Source organism: Sphingobacterium sp. SGL-16, assembly GCF_011043515.1.
Taxonomy (GTDB): domain Bacteria; phylum Bacteroidota; class Bacteroidia; order Sphingobacteriales; family Sphingobacteriaceae; genus Sphingobacterium; species Sphingobacterium litopenaei.
In genome coordinates this window covers 1-17,475 of record NZ_JAAKGQ010000064.1, presented here as the reverse complement: position 1 = coordinate 17,475, position 17,475 = coordinate 1, and the positions used below count along the sequence as shown (strand labels likewise).

At 34.5% G+C, this 17,475-nt stretch carries 19 protein-coding genes; 10 read left to right on the top strand and 9 right to left on the bottom strand.

The annotated features are described in order from the left end of the window. Positions 1–114 precede the first annotated feature (114 nt). Positions 115–474, bottom strand: coding sequence for a hypothetical protein (locus G5B32_RS15470; protein ID WP_165292404.1), 360 nt, complete (start codon positions 472–474; stop codon positions 115–117). 184 nt (positions 475–658) lie between these two features. Here G5B32_RS15470 and G5B32_RS15465 point away from each other — a divergent pair, with 184 nt between their 5' ends. The 4 genes from G5B32_RS15465 (at position 659) to G5B32_RS15450 (ending at position 2,213) form a co-directional block, all read left to right on the top strand. After that, complete coding sequence (locus G5B32_RS15465; RefSeq protein WP_165292403.1) at positions 659–1,177, top strand: CinA family protein; 519 nt, start codon at positions 659–661, stop codon at positions 1,175–1,177. Positions 1,178–1,187: 10 nt separating this feature from the next. Further along, the gene (locus tag G5B32_RS15460; RefSeq protein WP_165292402.1) at positions 1,188–1,403 is read left to right on the top strand and encodes a hypothetical protein; all 216 of its coding nucleotides are present in this window, start codon (positions 1,188–1,190) and stop codon (positions 1,401–1,403) included. Between the two features lie 78 nt (positions 1,404–1,481). Next, positions 1,482–1,997, top strand: a complete 516-nt coding sequence (locus G5B32_RS15455) for a DUF4142 domain-containing protein (protein WP_165292401.1) — start codon at positions 1,482–1,484, stop codon at positions 1,995–1,997. A 12-nt stretch (positions 1,998–2,009) separates the two neighbouring features. Next, entirely contained in the window at positions 2,010–2,213 is a 204-nt protein-coding gene (locus tag G5B32_RS15450; protein WP_165292400.1) for a hypothetical protein, read from the top strand. 40 nt (positions 2,214–2,253) lie between these two features. On the opposite strand, the gene G5B32_RS15445 is transcribed toward G5B32_RS15450, so the two are convergent. After that, positions 2,254–2,769, bottom strand: a complete 516-nt coding sequence (locus tag G5B32_RS15445; protein WP_165292399.1) for an RNA polymerase sigma factor — start codon at positions 2,767–2,769, stop codon at positions 2,254–2,256. Between the two features lie 282 nt (positions 2,770–3,051). On the opposite strand from G5B32_RS15445, the gene G5B32_RS15440 reads away from it, so the two are divergent. Next, positions 3,052–3,555 (top strand): hypothetical protein, encoded by a 504-nt coding sequence (locus G5B32_RS15440; protein ID WP_165292398.1) that lies wholly within the window; start codon positions 3,052–3,054, stop codon positions 3,553–3,555. Next, entirely contained in the window at positions 3,552–4,514 is a 963-nt protein-coding gene (locus tag G5B32_RS15435; protein WP_165292397.1) for a glycosyltransferase family 9 protein, read from the top strand. The genes G5B32_RS15440 and G5B32_RS15435 overlap by 4 nt, the downstream gene beginning before the upstream one ends. Here G5B32_RS15435 and G5B32_RS15430 read toward each other — a convergent pair. The 5 genes from G5B32_RS15430 to G5B32_RS15410 are packed head-to-tail and all read right to left on the bottom strand — an operon-like array spanning position 4,500 to position 10,446. Further along, entirely contained in the window at positions 4,500–5,561 is a 1,062-nt protein-coding gene (locus G5B32_RS15430; RefSeq protein WP_165292396.1) for a glycosyltransferase family 9 protein, read from the bottom strand. The genes G5B32_RS15435 and G5B32_RS15430 overlap by 15 nt on opposite strands. Further along, complete coding sequence (locus tag G5B32_RS15425; protein WP_165292395.1) at positions 5,561–7,042, bottom strand: PfkB family carbohydrate kinase; 1,482 nt, start codon at positions 7,040–7,042, stop codon at positions 5,561–5,563. The genes G5B32_RS15430 and G5B32_RS15425 overlap by 1 nt, the downstream gene beginning before the upstream one ends. Then, on the bottom strand, positions 7,024–7,614 hold the full coding sequence (locus tag G5B32_RS15420; protein WP_165292394.1) for a D-glycero-alpha-D-manno-heptose-1,7-bisphosphate 7-phosphatase: 591 nt from the start codon (positions 7,612–7,614) through the stop codon (positions 7,024–7,026). The genes G5B32_RS15425 and G5B32_RS15420 overlap by 19 nt, the downstream gene beginning before the upstream one ends. Continuing rightward, positions 7,611–9,479, bottom strand: coding sequence for a glycosyltransferase (locus G5B32_RS15415; protein ID WP_165292393.1), 1,869 nt, complete (start codon positions 9,477–9,479; stop codon positions 7,611–7,613). The genes G5B32_RS15420 and G5B32_RS15415 overlap by 4 nt, the downstream gene beginning before the upstream one ends. After that, positions 9,451–10,446 carry a glycosyltransferase gene (locus tag G5B32_RS15410; RefSeq protein WP_165292392.1) on the bottom strand — a complete coding sequence of 332 codons (996 nt, stop codon included), beginning with the start codon at positions 10,444–10,446 and terminating at the stop codon, positions 9,451–9,453. The genes G5B32_RS15415 and G5B32_RS15410 overlap by 29 nt, the downstream gene beginning before the upstream one ends. A 218-nt stretch (positions 10,447–10,664) precedes the next feature. Here G5B32_RS15410 and G5B32_RS15405 point away from each other — a divergent pair, with 218 nt between their 5' ends. Then, on the top strand, positions 10,665–12,146 hold the full coding sequence (locus G5B32_RS15405; protein ID WP_165292391.1) for an MFS transporter: 1,482 nt from the start codon (positions 10,665–10,667) through the stop codon (positions 12,144–12,146). On the opposite strand, the gene G5B32_RS15400 is transcribed toward G5B32_RS15405, so the two are convergent. Then, a complete protein-coding gene (locus G5B32_RS15400) occupies positions 12,136–14,292 on the bottom strand; it encodes an ATP-binding protein (RefSeq protein WP_165292390.1) in 2,157 nt (718 codons plus the stop codon). The two genes, G5B32_RS15405 and G5B32_RS15400, sit on opposite strands and share 11 nt — an antisense overlap. 484 nt (positions 14,293–14,776) lie before the next feature. Between G5B32_RS15400 and G5B32_RS15395 the strand changes: the two genes are divergently transcribed. Then, a complete protein-coding gene (locus G5B32_RS15395; protein WP_165292389.1) occupies positions 14,777–15,433 on the top strand; it encodes a response regulator transcription factor in 657 nt (218 codons plus the stop codon). Positions 15,434–15,520: 87 nt separating this feature from the next. Here the strand turns inward: G5B32_RS15395 and G5B32_RS15390 are convergent, their stop codons facing one another. Further along, positions 15,521–15,751 carry a hypothetical protein gene (locus tag G5B32_RS15390; RefSeq protein ID WP_165292388.1) on the bottom strand — a complete coding sequence of 77 codons (231 nt, stop codon included), beginning with the start codon at positions 15,749–15,751 and terminating at the stop codon, positions 15,521–15,523. Positions 15,752–15,973: 222 nt separating this feature from the next. Between G5B32_RS15390 and G5B32_RS15385 the strand changes: the two genes are divergently transcribed. Together G5B32_RS15385 and G5B32_RS15380 are read left to right on the top strand one after the other, a co-directional pair. Then, entirely contained in the window at positions 15,974–16,195 is a 222-nt protein-coding gene (locus tag G5B32_RS15385) for a hypothetical protein (RefSeq protein WP_165292387.1), read from the top strand. Positions 16,196–16,430: 235 nt separating this feature from the next. Next, positions 16,431–17,390, top strand: a complete 960-nt coding sequence (locus tag G5B32_RS15380; RefSeq protein ID WP_165292386.1) for a manganese catalase family protein — start codon at positions 16,431–16,433, stop codon at positions 17,388–17,390. Positions 17,391–17,475: the final 85 nt, after the last annotated feature.

The window sequence follows — 17,475 nt, the reverse complement described above, 5'->3', positions numbered from 1 at the left end:
TAGAGCATTGCTATTTTTTTGTATGTATGTAGAAATAATAAAAAGAAATGCGCAGTCAACGAAGATCTGCGCATTCAAAATATATATCAATTAGACTAAATTATAGAAATGTTATTAGATGATTTCATCATTTTGGACATCGTCCTCTAAAGGATCTTGTACTTCTTCATCTTCATCGAGGTCTAAATCATCAATATCGTCCTCTTCAATTTCATCTATATCTGGAACAGGTTCTTCCATTGGGATATCATTTAAATCTTCATCCCCTTGACGTTCCTCGTATTCCTCTGGATCCGGCATATTTTGTTCTTCTCCCGCTGGGATGGTATCATCTGAAACACCAGTTTGATTGATTTGTTGTTCTTCGCGGTCTCTCTCATTGTCGTCTTTATCGATTGTACCTGGATTGCTGTCAATGATAATGCATACGATAGGACCTTGTCCTGTAGCTGCCGATAGTCTTTGTGTTTTCATAACTTGTTTATGTTTTGTAAGGGTTGAACCAGTAGTGTGGATGTTTGTTGATTGAAATTATACGCGAAATTGAGCTAAAAAATACCTGTAAAGTAGTTGATCAACAAGTATAAAAACTTAAAAACCAAAGTATTTCAACTAATACGGCATTCAAACGTTATTATTATACAAACTTTGAATTCCTATGAGCAGTAGAAAAATAGACGAGCGTATTTTATTCCAGTGTGGAGATTTTCTAACCCAAAATAATTTAAAACTGATCTGCGCGGAGAGCATGACTGCTGGCTTTTTGAGTAGTACTTGGGCATTAGAAGTTTCTAGTGGAAATTATCATTTGGGTTCAATTGTCTGTTATGACAATGAAATCAAAGAAAATCTATTAAATGTATCACCTCATCTTATAGAAGAACATACAGCTGAATCTGCAGAAGTTACATTAGCTATGCTTCTGGGACTTATAAAACTTGTTCCTCAGGCTGATGTTCACGTAGCCATTACAGGATTAGCTTTTGAAAGTCCAAATCCTAAACAAACCCGACCCGTTGGTCGAGTTTATTATGCATTTAGTTATAACGGAATGCAGACCGTTATTGAAAGACAATTTAAAGGTAATGCAGGTCAGATTATTATTGCTACATGTAATAATATTTTCACCGATTTGTATGAGTGGCTGAAAAAAATCAATCAGAGTTATAAACATTAAATTATTAGATATGAAAACATTAAGTGTAGTATGCATCATCCTGTTATTATTAGCAATGGGGTGTGGACAGTCTAATTCGGATTCTCAAAATGTAGAAGAGAATTCTCCTGGACCAGTTACCGAACCAGATAGACAGCGGTATAATCTGAATCCAAACGATGAAGTAGTTTATGGATCTGTAGATAGTCTTAATCAAGATTCAATACGTAGGGATAGCCTGAAATAATCTTCAGCCTCCGAATCACGATTAATCTTTTATGAAATAATATAGATAAAGTAGTGAATGATTTAAAAATAAAAAGTTATGAAAAAGATTAATGTATTACTGGTGCTGATTCTAGGAATAGTACTTATGGGTTTCAAGCAACAGGATCCTGCTGCTATTATTCAAAAAGTTTATCATGATAATTTGAAAGAAATTATGATGGCGACTTTTGCGAAAGATAAATTATCGACAGACGAACTAAAAAACTACGCGACTATATTGATCCAGGATCATGAAGCGATGGGAGATGAGCTTACTCAATTTGCGAATGAACTTTCGGTTGATTTATCAGGAATTAAAATTGATGAATCGAAAATGCCTTTAGATTCTTTGCAAGCTTTACCTGCTGGGCAAATTGATGCTTGGTTCAAAGCGAAAGCAATAGAAAGTCACGAAAAAACAATTAGTTATTTCAATTCGGTAATAGCAGATGAATCTGTTGATAATGAAAAACTAAAAGGATGGATGAAAGCTAAGTTACCAAATCTTAATAGTCACTTAATGGCTGCTCAAGGATTGAAAATTCCAGAACAAGCACTTAATATTCAACAATAAAAAACAAAAATTATGGCAACAATACATGAAGATAAACCCAAAGGCAGAGAAATGTGGAAGAAGAAAAAGGAAGTTCTGACAAAGGATGGTCCTAAAGAAATCGATCGCGATATCAAATTGGACGGCGATGCGGAAGCAGGAGTTGATCCTCAGGTAGATCAGATAAATGATATGCCAAATGACCCAACGGACATGCCAAAGGAAAAGAAACAATAAAAAAGGGTGCTCAATGTTGAGCACCCTTAGTGTTAAATAGTTAGTTTGTCGCGTATTTAACCTTAAGCTTCTTTTGAAGAGTTTTTCTGATGATATGGATACGAGATTTTATTGTTCCTTCTGGTATACCATACATTTCAGATAGCTCTCTATATTTATAACCGTCAATATAATTATTAAACATCTCACCATGAGATACAGGAAGCTCGCTGATAATTTTAGAAATGTCCCCCAACATCATCCTTTTATCTGAGCTGTCTTCTGTATATGGTTCTGAAGATAAACTATGATTGTAGTAATATAAGCTAATATCCTCATAATTTTGTTGATAGCTGAGGCGCTTATACTGATTGATATAAATGTTGCGCATGATTACGAATAACCATGATACTACCCGCGGATTATTAAAAAACTGATCCATGTACTTTAAGGCTCTAATAAAAGTTTCCTGTACTAAATCATTAATCGCTTCTTGATCTTTCGTGAAACGTTTTGCTAAACTTTTAAGTATACGTTGATACTCCATTAGTTGGTTGTTAAAGGCTTTGTCTTTCATAGATGTATGTTTTAGTTGTTGATAGGATAACGGCAAAAACAGTGCATATATTTCTGTTTTATAGTGAATTACGTATTTACTAATTCAGAAATAGTATATATCACGTTTTTATAAAGATTTATTGTTAAATAATACGTAGTGTGGCGTATTTATTACGTATTAAGACGGGATTGAATGAGTGAAATACTTTTTTTAGAAGATTAAGACCTTTTATAGGTATTTGTGGCCAACATTCTACAGAAGCATCTGTTCTATTATTGTAAGTATTAAAACGAGGTGGATATGAGATTGTTAGTTTTATTAGGATGTATTTTTTGTCTAGGATGCTCTGGAGAGTCGAAGAAAAACATTAAGGAATCAATCGCATTAGAAGAGATTGTTTATCAACGTACGGAAGGATTGATAATTCTAGATAAACTTTTAACCTATTCTGATTATGAAAATGCAAATATGATTTGTAAAAAAATCAAAAACTTTTATTCATCCAGTCAACCCAATCTAGTCGGTCTCTGTAAGGATAAGGAGTTGCATTTTACTTTGGCTTCCTATGAAACAATAGATCAAGACATTGAAAGCTTTATTCAGGATAGCTCTTCACAATATGATTTATTGCTCGATCGATTATTAAGTAATTTAAATCAACAAAAGACATTTTATATGCAGATATTGGAAGATAGAGATTTAGCTGATCTTCATTATTATACGTTAGATTCTTATTTACAGGTAGTCTGTTTTATGGATGATATGAAATATTTATTACAGAAGACTTCTTATACAGCACGATGAAGATAGGCATTTTTAGAGCTTTATACTTAGGAGATATTTTATGTAGCATACCCGCAATCAGACATCTGAAATATCATTATCCTGACAGCTGCATATATTATATAGGATTACCGCATTTACGAGATTTCGTTATGCGGTTCTCTTTTATTGATTTTTATATTGACTTTCCTGGTTGCGAAGGATTACCCGAACAAGAAGTTGTTGAATCAGAAGTTCAACGCTTTATACGTGAAGGAAAGGAAGAGGAATTTGATCTCCTAATTCAAATGCATGGGAATGGGACGATAGTAAATGATTTTTTAGGGCAACTGGAAGCTAAAAGATTAGTAGGTTTTTCTCCAGAAACTAATCTTGATCCTGTGGATTGGTTTCCATATCCTGAATCAGCCCATGAGGTTCATCGTCATTTTCAACTCTTAAAACATATTGGTATACCTGCTGAGAATTTCAACGAACAATTAGAATATCCAATCTTTGTGGGGGAATGTCAAGACTTTGAAGCTTTAAAGGAAGTTTACGGCTTTTCGGAGTATGTTGTTTTTCATGTTGGTGCTAAAAGTGAATTACGTCGATGGCCTATTCAGAATTTTGCTCTTCTGGCGAAATATTTGAAAAAATATAACTTAAAAATTGTGTGTACCGGGACTACTGCGGAATATGCCCACGTAAAAGAATTTATAAATTTGATAGGGGAGAATTGCATCAATTTGGCAGGTCTGACGGGTTATGGATCATTAGGTTGTATAATCCGCGATGCTAAGTTGTTAGTGAGTAATTGTACGGGCGTTTCGCATATTGCTGCAGCTTTAAAAACTAAAAGTATAATAATTAGCTTAGATGGCGAACCCGAAAGATGGGGTCCTTTAAATATGGATTTGCATGTAACTTTCAATGGTCTGGAGCCACTTTCCATCGAATCAATTTTCAGAAGAATCGATAAATTTCTACAAGGAAGCTAAAAGCTTTTTAAACATTTTATAGATGTTTTGCGCATTTATGGATTCGGCAGCAGGACGATACTGTTCGTGCACATATTTTATAATTTCATTTTTGCTTCGTTGATTATCCTCAATGGAATAGGTATAACACAAACTATTTTCGGACCAAGGTGTATGCTGGGGATTGGTATCCGCGTATAATACCAAAATAGGTGTTTTGTAAGCACATGCGATATGTACCACACCTGTGTTTACTGAAACAATAGCTTTCGCGTGTTTGGTAAGAATCAATAATTCATCCAAAGTGGTTCTTCCTACCAAATCCAACACTGGCAGATTTCCTAGTTTAATCTTCAATTCCTCAAAATATTTTGTGTAGTTTTTTCCGATCAAAATTAAAGGAATAGCAAGCTCTTGAAGGTAATCTATAATTTCCTTAGCTATTTCAAGGGGAATTTGACGTTTTTCTTCCGATACATCTAGATTGATAAGCAGATATTCTTTTGGGAGTTGTAAGGAATAAACTTTGTCTAAAGTTTGAGGAGGATTATACAGATAGGTATGATTGTGCTTTCTATATGGGAATCCCAAGTATTTTAAAAGTAACAGGTCTCTAGTGACTTGATGATGAATTACTTGTAGAGGTTCTGGGTCTGGAATCCAATGCGTCAATAAATGATAGGGATTTTCTCGGCAATAGGCTGCACGAATAGGTATGTTGGCCATATAACATAAAAGTGCTGCAGGCAATATATTTTGGCTATATACATTAAAGATGATACAGGCATCAAATTTCTTTTGTTTTAGAGTTTGAATAAATTCATCCAATTCTTTTGGATCGTCCTCGGATGATTGATTTTTCATCCAGGGACAATCAAAGATTATAGCATCATCAATAGTGCTTAGGTAAGGAATAATGGGCGATGCAACAGAGGATGTAAGTAAAGTGATTTTAGACTTTGGAAAATTTAGTCGTATCTGCATAAATGAAGGGTTGCTCATGATCACATCACCCATATTATCCAATCTAACCAGAAGAATATTTTTACAATTTGACCAATCGCTCATTAACCTATTTTTTTCAAATTAATTGTATTTCCTTGTACTCTATTAATAATTTTTGTGGTAGACTGATGGGGTACCAATGGAATAAAGACTTGTTTTATACCTAAGCTCATTAATGTTTTTTTCTCTGGAGTCACTGTACTTTGATAATCTTCCCCTTTGACGAAAACATGTGGCTTAATAGTTTTGATTAAAGAAATAGGCGTATCATCTTGGTCTCCGAATGGAACGATGTAATCTATGTAACTCAATGCTTTCAATACTTCCATACGATCCATCAAGGTGTTGACTGGACGGTCAGGTCCTTTGAGTCTGGCTATACTTTCATCGATGTTGATTCCGACAATGAGAATATCACCTTGCTCTTTAGCTTGCTTCAAAAATGTAGCATGACCTGAGTGAAAAATATCAAAACAACCTGTTGTCAACACCACAGTTTTATCTTGACCCTTAATTTTTACGAGTTCGGCAAGATTCTCAGAATTAATAATAACTTTTCCCGATTCTTGGATCAATGATGCTTTAAGTTCTTCCCAGGTACAATGTGCGGTAGCCTCTTTTTGTATACCTATGGAAGCAGCCTGACAAGCTATTTTTGCAGCGTTAATATCATCTATTTCCACGAGGTGATTTAATAATAAAGTAGATAAGAATATATCTCCAGCTCCAGATGAATTTTGTACTTCTACTTGACAGGTTTCAATATGGAATTGACTACCGTTACGTCTAGACACATACACGCCATCTTTGTCCAATGTTAAAGCAACAAGTTTAGCTTTTGAAATTTCCATTAATTTGTCCGTTAAATACGGAGCTTGTTTAATTCTATCGTTATGAGCTTTTTCATGGGTGAGTTCTAGTGCTTCCTTATAATTGGGCTTGATAATACAAGGTTGTATATTTCTATACTGCAAGTAATTTTTACTGTCTAAAACAATAGGTTTATAAACCATTGATTTCAGCTCTTCTAAAAGATCTATGACTTTATAATGAATGGCTCCTTTGTTGTAATCTGCAATATAGACAGCATCACATTTCAGATAGAGTTCTCTTAGATCTTTCAAAAATAAATCCATTTGATCGTTTTCTAAGGTTAAATGTTTTCCTTCGTCCAAACGATAGAGCAATTGACCATCTTTATGAATTCTAGTTTTGCATAAAGTTTGATCCTCCGCAGAGAAATGTAGATAGAGCGATTTTTGTGGGTTTGATTTAAATAGTTGAATCGCTTTTTTAGAATTATCATCCTGTCCAAGAACAGTTAGTAAAGAAACTTTTGATCCTAATTTTTCTAGATTGTATGCTACATTGGCTGCACCACCTAAACTGTAAGTGGTTTTAGTAATATCCAATACGGGAACACTGGCTTCGGGGGCAAGTCGTTCACATTGTGTATCCACATATGCATCCAAAATGAAATCTCCAATGACTAAAATGTGTTTATCTTTGAAATTATTCAGTTTATTTATAATATCTCGTTCCATGTTGATTGTTTAAGAGTTGAAAGAATTAGATCGTCGACATTTTTAAAATCTCGAATAGAAATTGTTGGCCTTTCAATAGCAGGTGTTTCTTTCGATAATTTAGCTACTTCTGTAGCATGACGGTCAATTAATATAGTTTGACAACCTGCACGATTGCCTGCTGCGATATCAGCGATAATATCACCAATCATCCAAGATTCTTTAAGGTTGATTTGGTGCTTTAGAGCCATATCCAATATCATTTTTGGTTGTGGCTTTCTGCACTGACAGGTTGGATTTAAATAATTGTCGGTATCATGCGGACAATATGCATAATCCAAAATTTCAATTCCTTTGTTTTTAAGTTGTTGAATGATGTGATTAAAAGCATTCTTTAATTCGCTTTCCGTAAAAAGACCTTTTTCTATTCCGGACTGGTTACTAATGATAATTATTTTATAACCTTCGTCTTGTAAATTTTGTAAAGGTTCAAATATATCTTCATAGAACAGAATTAAATCTGTGTTCACATTATAGGGAACATCATGTATGAGAGTCCCATCTTTATCTATAAATACACATTTGTTATTCATGATGCCATCAATTTTGAAGTGGAATCGTCCTCTGTTGTTTCCATAGGAAGAGGAAGTTCCATTTTGTTTTCTACTAACCAACACAATTGGTGTATAACATGTAAATGAACTTCTTGAATTCTTCCTGTATCATTTGAGGGTACCACAATATTGTAATCGGTATGGTTTATCGCTTCTCCGCCATCTTTTCCTAAGAGTCCAACTGTTGTAATTCCTATATTGTTAGCTTCTTTTAAGGCGTTAACTATATTGGGAGATTCACCACTTGTACTTAAACATATCAGCATATCGCCTTCACGTCCTAATGCTTGAACTTGTCTTTTGAAAATATCATCGTAACTAAAATCATTCGCCCAAGCGGTAATAATCGTGGTATCACTGGTTAATGCCATCACCGCATAGCCCGGACGATGTTTGATTTGAAATCTGCCGACCAATTCAGCTACAAAATGTTGACTTTCAGCAGCACTACCACCGTTGCCACAAACCATAATTTTATTACCAGCTTGAAGCACTTCATACATTTTTTCACTGATAGATAATACTTTATCTGGAAGTTGTTTGGAAGCATTGATAAATACTTGAGAAGCCTGTTGGAAATAGCTTTTAAGGTCTTGTAATAAATCTAATGCCGAATCTTGAACCATGCAAGAATCGTATAATTGAGCGATTTGTTCACTTACTTTTTTCCAAGTAAAGCGCGTATTCACTCTTTCTATGCTTCTTGCAGACATGATTTGCAAAGTAGTAGGATCAGCAACGAGAGTAGTAATAGCTTCAGCTAATTTTTCGGGATCATTTGGCGGAATTAACATTCCAGTCTTATTGCGTTCGACAGTAAAAGAAATCCCACCTACATCAGAACCTATAACAGGAGTACCGCATGCCATACTTTCTAATGGAGTAATACCAAATGGTTCGTACCAAGGAGTTGTAATAAATGCTTCTGCCGCACTATAATAATACTTAAGTTCTGTTCTGCTTTTGTTGCCAACAAACAATACTTTTTCCTCGATTCCTACTTCACGACTTAATGCATGCAATCTATTGATTTCGGTATCTTTGCCAATATCATCTAAATCACCTCCTACGATAATTAACTTATAATTATCCAAGTTTTCATGAATTAACCCAAAAGCTTTAATAACATTTTCTATACCTTTTCGAGGAACTATACGACCCAGTTGTAACAAGTATTTACTATTTGAATCTAATCCTGTTTTCTTTTTTGCAATTTCCTTATCCACTGGATAGAAATGTAAAGGATTGAAGCCACAAGGTATAATTTCTATTTTTTCTGGAGGGGTATGATAGAGATTCATTAAATCGCTCATGTCATTTGGGCATTCTGCGATAACTTTTTCTGCCGACCAGATAATTTGTTGTTCAATATTTGTTCTTTCCTTAGGAAATTTATCGGCATTTCCTTGATGGAGTTTACGGACAGCTCCTAAAGCATGGAAAGTTATAACAAAAGGTATATTCAATTCTTCTTTGATTTGAATAGCTACATAACCAGACAACCAGAAATGCGCATGCACTAAATCATAAGATATATTGTGGCTACGGATAAACGAAATCATATGTGCAGCAAAATCATCCATATAAGGAAAGAGCTCTTCTTTTGGCATAATTTCCTCAGGACCTGCTATAATATGAACCACTCGGATATTGGGTGACATATGTACTATTTCGGCGATATTTGCGTCTTCTCGACGGGTATAAATATCTACCATGTATCCTTTTTTCTCTAAACCTAAAGCCAATTCAGCGACGTATACATTTTGTCCACCTGCATCTACACTTCCCAATGTCGCTAACGGAGATGCATGATCACTAATAAAGGCTATTTTCTTTCTTTTCATAACGAATAGATTTTTGTGTGAGTTTTTCAATGAATAAAGCTTTCCACTCGGAAACAAAACGGTCGATGCTGAACAAATTTTTAGCTTGTTCTCTGGTGCTGTGACTCATCCCAAGGGCTAATGTGGGTAATGCTAATAACAGTTTCATTTTATCGATTAAAACATCAATATCATTATCAATAAAGCCCGTAACTCCATTTCGAATGACCGAAGGTAATTCTGTGGTACTCATACCTAGTACGGGCATTCCTATCATCATGGCTTCGCAAGTGGAAAGTCCCAAACTCGTATAACGTATTGGGCTAAAATAAAAGCGGTACTGGCTAATATATTCCATCAAATTTGGATGTTTTATCTCTTGAGAACCTTCGGCTTCGGCGCCCATTCCAATTATATCCAGAGGAACTTCTTCTCTTACTTTTTGAAAAATATCATATCCAAGCATGCGGCCTCTACTCGGCAAATTATTTATCACCACGATGCCCTTTTTAAGGTTTCCTTTGTACAAAGTGTTGCCGGTGTATACGCCATGACTGATAACGCGAACATCAGGAACTGTTGTATGCCACATCAACTTGTTGTAATTCGTTACGTGCACTACGGTTACATCTTGCTCTACGACAGGATGGATAGCATCTGTAGGATGTTCCCAAGGTGGATCGTGCTCAATATATATTTTAGGAAGACGAAGTTGCTCTTCGCTCAATAGGTCATACTGATCTGCAAAATAGTTCTCATCACACTGAAATAGGACAATATCAAAATCAATATTTCGAACCTCATGGGCAGGTATCTCGATTACATTGCTGCCATATGGATAAGTTTCTCCTCGACCAATATACCTTTCGCTACGATTAGCGTTATAAGGCACATAGATTATGTAATCACCTAAAGAAAGATAGTATAAATAAGAACCATGTATGTTCCATGTAAGGATGCGCGGTTTATTAATGTTAAAGTTCTCCATGTTAGTAGTTGCTAATGTGAAATCAAGAACCTTCGAGTTCGCAAATAGAACAGTAGGTTGAAGGAGAAGTTGATGGATTTAATACGCTATTTGATTGTTTTATTACGCTTTCCCTTTGGAGTAATGATATTTATACCTGAGCTATTATAATTCTTTTGGAAAGTGAAAAAAATTGAACGATAAAATTTAGCGATTGTTCTCAAACCAAAGGTTATAATATGAATTGGAAACCTAAAGCGCAGCTAACAGAGCAAGAAACCAGCAAAAGTCTTCGTATGATATTGTACGATGGTCTTACATCCGAAGCGTTGGTTTGCTTAAGTAGTGGTGCGGTTTTGGTGGCTATTGCCTTATCATTAGGTGCTTCTAACTTTGAAATTGGCTTATTATCTGCCTTTCCGACCTTATGTAATGTGGCACAAATCATTACAATTATAGTCCTTCGCAAATTTCCTTATCGTAAGCTTTTTACCTTGTTAGCCGTGTTCTTGTCTCGTTTACCTTTAATAGCGGTTGGTTTAGTGATGTGGTTTGGAGAAAGTCGAACGGTTTCTTTATTACTGCTTGCTATTTTCGTGCACTATTTTTTTGGTTCTATGGGAGGAGCAGGTTGGAATTCCTGGGTCAAAGATATTGTGCCAGAAAAAGGCTTAGGGGCTTATTTTGGCAAGCGAAGCCGATACATGCAAATGGTAAATATCTGTCTAAGTTTACTTGTAGCCTTTTTAATTGATTATGTGCAAGATAATTTTCCTGATAAATTGCAATTACTGTATGCGATATATCTGGCTCTGGCTGGTTTCATAGGCGTTATGGGAACACTTATATTATCCCAAGCTTTTGAGACCAAAGTTATGATGAGCCAAGAGAACATTTTTCATCTTTTGTCTCAACCTTTGAAAAATTTAAATTTTAGACGTTTGTTGTGGTTTAATGGATTCTGGTCTTTTTCAATTAATCTAGCTACGCCATTTTTCACGGTATTCATGCTGCAGATTTTAGGGCTTTCTATGGTTTTCGTAATTATACTTTCGGTGATTACACAGTTGTTCTCTGTGTTAACTATACGTTATTGGGGAAATTTATCGGATAGGTACAGCAACAAAAGTATAATTTTTCTATCCGCTCCGATTTATATTGCCTGTTTGCTTGGATGGATTTTCGTGGGCATTTATAGTAAGAATTTTCTTAATATGGGATTGTTGGTCTTGTTGCATATCGTGACAGGTATCTCAACATCAGGTATTAATCTAGCCTTAACAAATATAGGATTGAAGTTGGCACCTAAACAAGATGCTGTTATCTATATTTCAGTGAAAAATATAATCACTTCCATTTTTAGTGCTTTGGCACCGATAATAGGAGGGATGATGGCGGATATCTTTTTGAATCGAGATTTAAGAATTACGTTCGAATGGCTATCTCCGGATTATTATAAAGAAATCAAGCTCGTTTATCTTCACGATTGGAATTTTCTTTTCTTAATCGCGTCAGCACTTTCTTTGTTTTCGTTACGTTTTCTAGCTATTGTAGAAGAAAATGGCGAAGTTTCTCATTATCTGGTTCGCAAAGTTTTGAAAACTAGATTTCGTCAGCGGATGAAGGATAATATTATTATTGGCAACATTGGCCATGTACATGACCAGATTAAAGCTATCGTAAAACGTAATGAAAACTTATCAGATCCGCCTATTCCGTAGCCGTGGCATCCATCATTACCTGGGGTAATTCTTTTTCTAATGGAAAATGCATGATTACTGTTGTCCCTTTGCCTTCTTCCGATTGAATTTCAATTTCTCCATCCAATCTTTCTATTATTCTTTTAACCAAAGACAATCCGATTCCACTGCCATTATAATTATCAACATTCTTCGCACGCGTAAACATCTCAAAAATATGTGTTAAATCTTGTGCTGGAATGCCTATTCCATTATCCGAAATTTTATATTGTATCCACTTATCCATGATGACACTTTCAATGTGAATTTTAGGAGATGCGCTATATTGAGAATATTTGATAGCGTTGCTTATGACATTGGTGAAAATTTGGTAAGCGGCACTTTTTTCTCCCCAAATTGGTAATAAATTGCCATAAGTTATTTCACAGTTTACATCTTGATAAGCCAGTTTGGACTCTTCAGCAATTTTGCGTACCAAAAATTGAAGAGGTATAGAATCTTTTGCAATCTTTTTGACTTTGTCATGTGAGACCGTTATGATATTATCAATGATATCTTGGATATTCTGAAGTCCTAAAGAAATAGTGCTGAACCACTTTTCTTTTTGTCTATCATCAATATTACCATTTTTGCTCTTCAAAAAGTCAATCCCCATTTTTAATACGGACAAAGGATTTTTGAGGTCATGAGAAAGACTATAGGTGAACATTTCCAATTCATTGTTCAGTTCGGCAAGGTTTTTTGCTAAATCTTTATTCTCCAATAATTTTTGCTTCATGGAGTGATTCAAGGTATTTTGCAAACCTGTAAGAAGATTTAATTCTGCATCGTTCCAAGGTAAAGCTGAATCATGTATTTTTTTCTCTATAGACTGTATACCATAGGGAAGAGAATCATTATACTCTAATTGAGTTTCAACAATTACAGTTTGGTTTCTAAACCAAATGATATAATGATCACTTTTTGAATCTATATTGTAGGCTAGTATACCTGCAAAAGGTAATTCTGTACTAAAGTTTTGTTTTTGGTTTCTCTTAAAGTTGTGGTCTTTAAAAATGGTTCTTTTTTCATTCGCTTTTAAATACGCTACTATCTCTAAAAATAGATCCGTAGAAGGCGTATGTCCTTTGAAATAAACTTCACCTTCATTATAGATAGCCAATCCATCAGCTTTGAGCATATTTTGCAAGCTATCCATACTTTCTACCAAAGCACAATTGATAGTTTTGTGACGTGCTAATCTGTCCAGTAATATATTTTGAAAATTCTGCACTTGCAGATTGATATCCAAAAGTCCTTGTTTGATAAAGGTTTCGTATTTGCTCATTGCATTTTGTACAATGAATGTACAAATCTTTCTTTGCTGCAGATCAACATGCTTTTTTTGCATATTATGCGCTATTACTAATCCCCAAAATTTACCCTGTAAGAATAGAGGGAAAGACAATGAAGACTTAACATGTATAAAATTAAAATATTTTAATTTTATTTCTGGTGGGCAAACAGTCTGCGTAAAATTGATATCAATGTTATCTTCTATAGAGTAGAATTCTTGAAAATCAGCTTCCATATTAGGAATATAGCGATAAGGAGAATCTTGATGATGTTGGATTACTTCTTCAGGCATGTATTCCTTTGCAAATTGTTTGTGCTTAAAATCTTCTACATTTCCATTGTTATATTCGGCGATCACATTACAATTACCCGTATCTTGCACTTGCAATACGAATACACGGTCAAAATGTATAATATTGTTTAGTGCCTTGCATACCAAATCCCATTGTGTATTGTATTTATTTTCAAATAAAAAGCCAATATCATTCAGCTCAGAAGAACTGATGTGTTTTCTATATTGTTGTTCAGCCTCAATGTATATAAATGAGTTGACTTTGGTAATTTTTAAATAGTATGATTTCTGCAGAATCTTAACTGTGATGAGCGATCTTGGTGGATTTTCTTTCACGAAATTTTCCAATATTTTGATCACTTTTTTGAAGTCGCTTTGCGTTTTTAAAAGCTTTGGAAAGACCTCAAGAGCAGAGCTTTGTAACAGATTTTCAGCCTTCAATGCAACACGATCCAATATACTACTGGATATTCCAACTATTTTTAAGTTGAGATCCAATACTATTAAATGGCCAAATTTCTGAATGTTCGTCGTTTCCAAAATGGTAGATTAGGTGATGTTCTTTTTATAAAGATATTATATTTCAATAACTAAATAAAATATTCTTATTTATTTAACTGAAGAGTATTTTCTAAGGTAAAAAATATTAACCAGGTGTCATTTGTAGTTGTGAAATATCTATAGAAGAAAATATATTACCATTTTAGGGTTTATAAAGGTTTAAATTGTTTTTCTTGAATTTATTTTGTTTCATTCTTAAGGTTTTGTCTGGGAAATTTTCAGTATTTATACGTCTTAAATTTTCGTTTTTACCATTATTCTTGAATATATTTAATATATAAGTTAATATAAATTTTATAAATTACTGATAATTAGTTAGTTTTTTGTGTTTATCCAAACTTAATAAAATTTACAGTTGTATTTTTTCTAATTTTTTTATAGAAATATAAGTGGATTTAAAAACAATTGGCTGAATTTTTGTATAATAGTAAATATCTATGAAAAACAAGCCTATTTATTATTTATGATTAAAGTAATTTTGGTTGAAGATCATTTGGTAGTAAGGAATGGTATTAAATTATTATTGGACGCTTCAGGTGAGATTGAAATAATTAATGAATCAAAAGACGGAAGCGAACTTTTAGATTATCTTGCCAAGGGCTTACAACCAGATATTGTAATTACAGACATTAATATGCCATTAATGGATGGTTTGGAAGTTACATCGTATCTGGCAGAACATTATCCTACTATTAAAGTCGTCTTATTATCCATGCTCAATACAGCAGATCAAGTCATTGAGGCTTTTCAAAGAGGAGCGAAAGGGTATTTAGTAAAGAATGTAGGATATGACGAGTTAATCTTTGCCATAAAATATATTTCCAATGGAGGTAAATATATTTGTCAGGAACTCTCCTTAAATATGTTAGATCTTCTTTCGTCAAATTCGAACCAATTACCATTTAAGAAAACAGAAGCCTTAAACCTTGAGCTGTCTGAAAGAGAAGGCGAGGTTCTTCAGTTAATAAGTGAAGGCTACACCAATATGGAAATAGCAGATAAGCTTTTCTTAAGTAAGCGAACAGTTGAAGGTCATAGACAAAGCCTCATCAATAAAGTACAAGTGAAAAATTCAGCGGAGCTCATTAAATTCGCGGTACAGCACAATCTCGTTACATAGCAATTCATCGGTCATCAAATAAAAATCGCCATCTCATATAATATGTAGATGGCGATTCAGTTTTGAGTAATAAAAACTCAGCTTTATCTAATCGTGTCCTTCAGTTTTTACGATTTTGTTGTAAATACCAAATAACAAGAATGGTGCTACCCATTGACCTATAAATAATGCATCCTTATCTCTACATAGACATTTTAATGTCGCAGAAGCGACCATTGCGGTCACAGCAACTGCTAGATAAGTAGTAGAAGGTAATTTTGCTGTCTTTTCTTCGATTTCTTTGGTCATTTGACCTTCGTTAGGAGTTGTAAGTGCCATAATATTTTCGTTTTAATTGTTAAATAAATAATAATCTCACTCTTCTAACATACAGTCTTACATTGTGTTCAAATAAAATTTATAAAGGGTATTAATGCGTGATATGATAGGTGTAATACTTAGCACAATCCGATTAATGCTTAAATTATTTTTTACTCAACCAATTGATTGAGAGCTTGTTCATTGTTATGAAAATTATGTAAAACTAAAAAAGACTACACTATGAAAAATTCATTATTAATACTAGGATCTTTCGCTTTCTTAAGCTTTATGGTAGCTTGTGGAAACAATAACAATAGTAATGAAGAAAGAGGACATGCTTTTGACTCGAGTGATGTAATGTACGACGATGGTCAAAGCATTTATGATACTACAGGTAGAGATTCAATAGGTATGGATACCTTATCCACAGATTCGTTGATTCCGCCAACTCCAATGAATTAAGATATTTAATTTTCATATATCTCTTACGGTGTTTGATGAGAATATGTTTAGGTTGAGTGATTAAGTAGGAAGTCTGTCCGTTTGGGCAGATTTCTCTTTTTTTCACCTTCTACGTCTAAGTACCTACTCCTCTAATTTTAAACACTTGTATTTCAAATAATAACAACTATGACTTAGGGCATATGTTAGAAAGTAGAAAAGCAAACAAAACAATTCACACTAAAATTAATTGCTTATGTTCTACCATGTAAAAAATCTAATTCATCCTATCGTCGATGATCAACCAGACCCATCAGCAGCAAACGCCTTACAAGAAGGGCTTGGTGGTCAATTTGGGGAAATGCGTACTATGATGCAGTTCCTATTCCAAAGTTTTAATTTCCGCGGAAATGGAATTCCTTATTTAGATCTAATTCAGGGAGTGGGCTTAGAAGAAATTAGCCATGTGGAGCTAATTACAAAAACTATTTCCAAACTATTATGCGGTGCTCCGGGATACGACGGAGGAAAATTTGATACGCCAGGCGCAGGAGGCGTACCTACAATGGATATGGCTAAAGAACAGCAGAATCCACATCATTTTATTATGGGTGCGCAAGCAGCTTTACCTGTAGATGCAGCGGGAAACCCATGGAGTGGTTCTTATGTGCACAATCATGGTAATCTTGTGTTAGACTTGATGGATAATTTGGTACTTGAAGCAACGGGACGTTTGCAGAAATCTCGTATCTATCAAATGTCCAGTAATAAAACGTTACGGTCTACCATTTCGTTTTTGATAGTCCGAGATGAAGCACACCAGATGGCTTTTGCTAAGGCTTTAGAAACGTTAGGTATAAATTGGGCGAAAGTGTTACCGGTTCCCAAGTTTGATGCCACACAATTTCCAGAAGTAAGAAAACTAATGGAACAAGGCGTACACCGTGAACAATATACGTTCCGTTTGGATGGTTCGATGATGGATCAAATATTCCAAGGTCCTTCGCCAAGCAATGATGGTACAGAGTTGGTTACTTTGGCTGAGCCAAAAGAGTCTTATCCTTGTCCTATAGCACCTGAAAGACCAGAAGAGTTTGCACCAGGATTAGATCCTGAAATGCAAGCATTAGCGGATGCCTTTATGGAATTCAAAGAGAAAACCATGAAGGATATGGAAGATAAGGCTGGTCCTAATCCTCGAAATCCGGAAAAATAAAAATACTGTGATTTTTTTATAACCCCTTGCTCAAGTGGTTAATACCTCCAAGCCCCATACATAGCTATATGTTTGGGGCTCATTC

What these genes read in the sequence shown, in the direction of transcription:
- G5B32_RS15470 (WP_165292404.1), bottom strand. Translation starts at nt 474, where the DNA reads ATGAAAACACAAAGACTATCGGCAGCTACAGGACAAGGTCCTATCGTA.
- G5B32_RS15465 (WP_165292403.1), top strand. Translation starts at nt 659, where the DNA reads ATGAGCAGTAGAAAAATAGACGAGCGTATTTTATTCCAGTGTGGAGAT.
- G5B32_RS15460 (WP_165292402.1), top strand. Translation starts at nt 1,188, where the DNA reads ATGAAAACATTAAGTGTAGTATGCATCATCCTGTTATTATTAGCAATG.
- G5B32_RS15455 (WP_165292401.1), top strand. Translation starts at nt 1,482, where the DNA reads ATGAAAAAGATTAATGTATTACTGGTGCTGATTCTAGGAATAGTACTT.
- G5B32_RS15450 (WP_165292400.1), top strand. Translation starts at nt 2,010, where the DNA reads ATGGCAACAATACATGAAGATAAACCCAAAGGCAGAGAAATGTGGAAG.
- G5B32_RS15445 (WP_165292399.1), bottom strand. Translation starts at nt 2,769, where the DNA reads ATGAAAGACAAAGCCTTTAACAACCAACTAATGGAGTATCAACGTATA.
- G5B32_RS15440 (WP_165292398.1), top strand. Translation starts at nt 3,052, where the DNA reads ATGAGATTGTTAGTTTTATTAGGATGTATTTTTTGTCTAGGATGCTCT.
- G5B32_RS15435 (WP_165292397.1), top strand. Translation starts at nt 3,552, where the DNA reads ATGAAGATAGGCATTTTTAGAGCTTTATACTTAGGAGATATTTTATGT.
- G5B32_RS15430 (WP_165292396.1), bottom strand. Translation starts at nt 5,561, where the DNA reads ATGAGCGATTGGTCAAATTGTAAAAATATTCTTCTGGTTAGATTGGAT.
- G5B32_RS15425 (WP_165292395.1), bottom strand. Translation starts at nt 7,042, where the DNA reads ATGGAACGAGATATTATAAATAAACTGAATAATTTCAAAGATAAACAC.
- G5B32_RS15420 (WP_165292394.1), bottom strand. Translation starts at nt 7,614, where the DNA reads ATGAATAACAAATGTGTATTTATAGATAAAGATGGGACTCTCATACAT.
- G5B32_RS15415 (WP_165292393.1), bottom strand. Translation starts at nt 9,479, where the DNA reads ATGAAAAGAAAGAAAATAGCCTTTATTAGTGATCATGCATCTCCGTTA.
- G5B32_RS15410 (WP_165292392.1), bottom strand. Translation starts at nt 10,446, where the DNA reads ATGGAGAACTTTAACATTAATAAACCGCGCATCCTTACATGGAACATA.
- G5B32_RS15405 (WP_165292391.1), top strand. Translation starts at nt 10,665, where the DNA reads ATGAATTGGAAACCTAAAGCGCAGCTAACAGAGCAAGAAACCAGCAAA.
- G5B32_RS15395 (WP_165292389.1), top strand. Translation starts at nt 14,777, where the DNA reads ATGATTAAAGTAATTTTGGTTGAAGATCATTTGGTAGTAAGGAATGGT.
- G5B32_RS15390 (WP_165292388.1), bottom strand. Translation starts at nt 15,751, where the DNA reads ATGGCACTTACAACTCCTAACGAAGGTCAAATGACCAAAGAAATCGAA.
- G5B32_RS15385 (WP_165292387.1), top strand. Translation starts at nt 15,974, where the DNA reads ATGAAAAATTCATTATTAATACTAGGATCTTTCGCTTTCTTAAGCTTT.
- G5B32_RS15380 (WP_165292386.1), top strand. Translation starts at nt 16,431, where the DNA reads ATGTTCTACCATGTAAAAAATCTAATTCATCCTATCGTCGATGATCAA.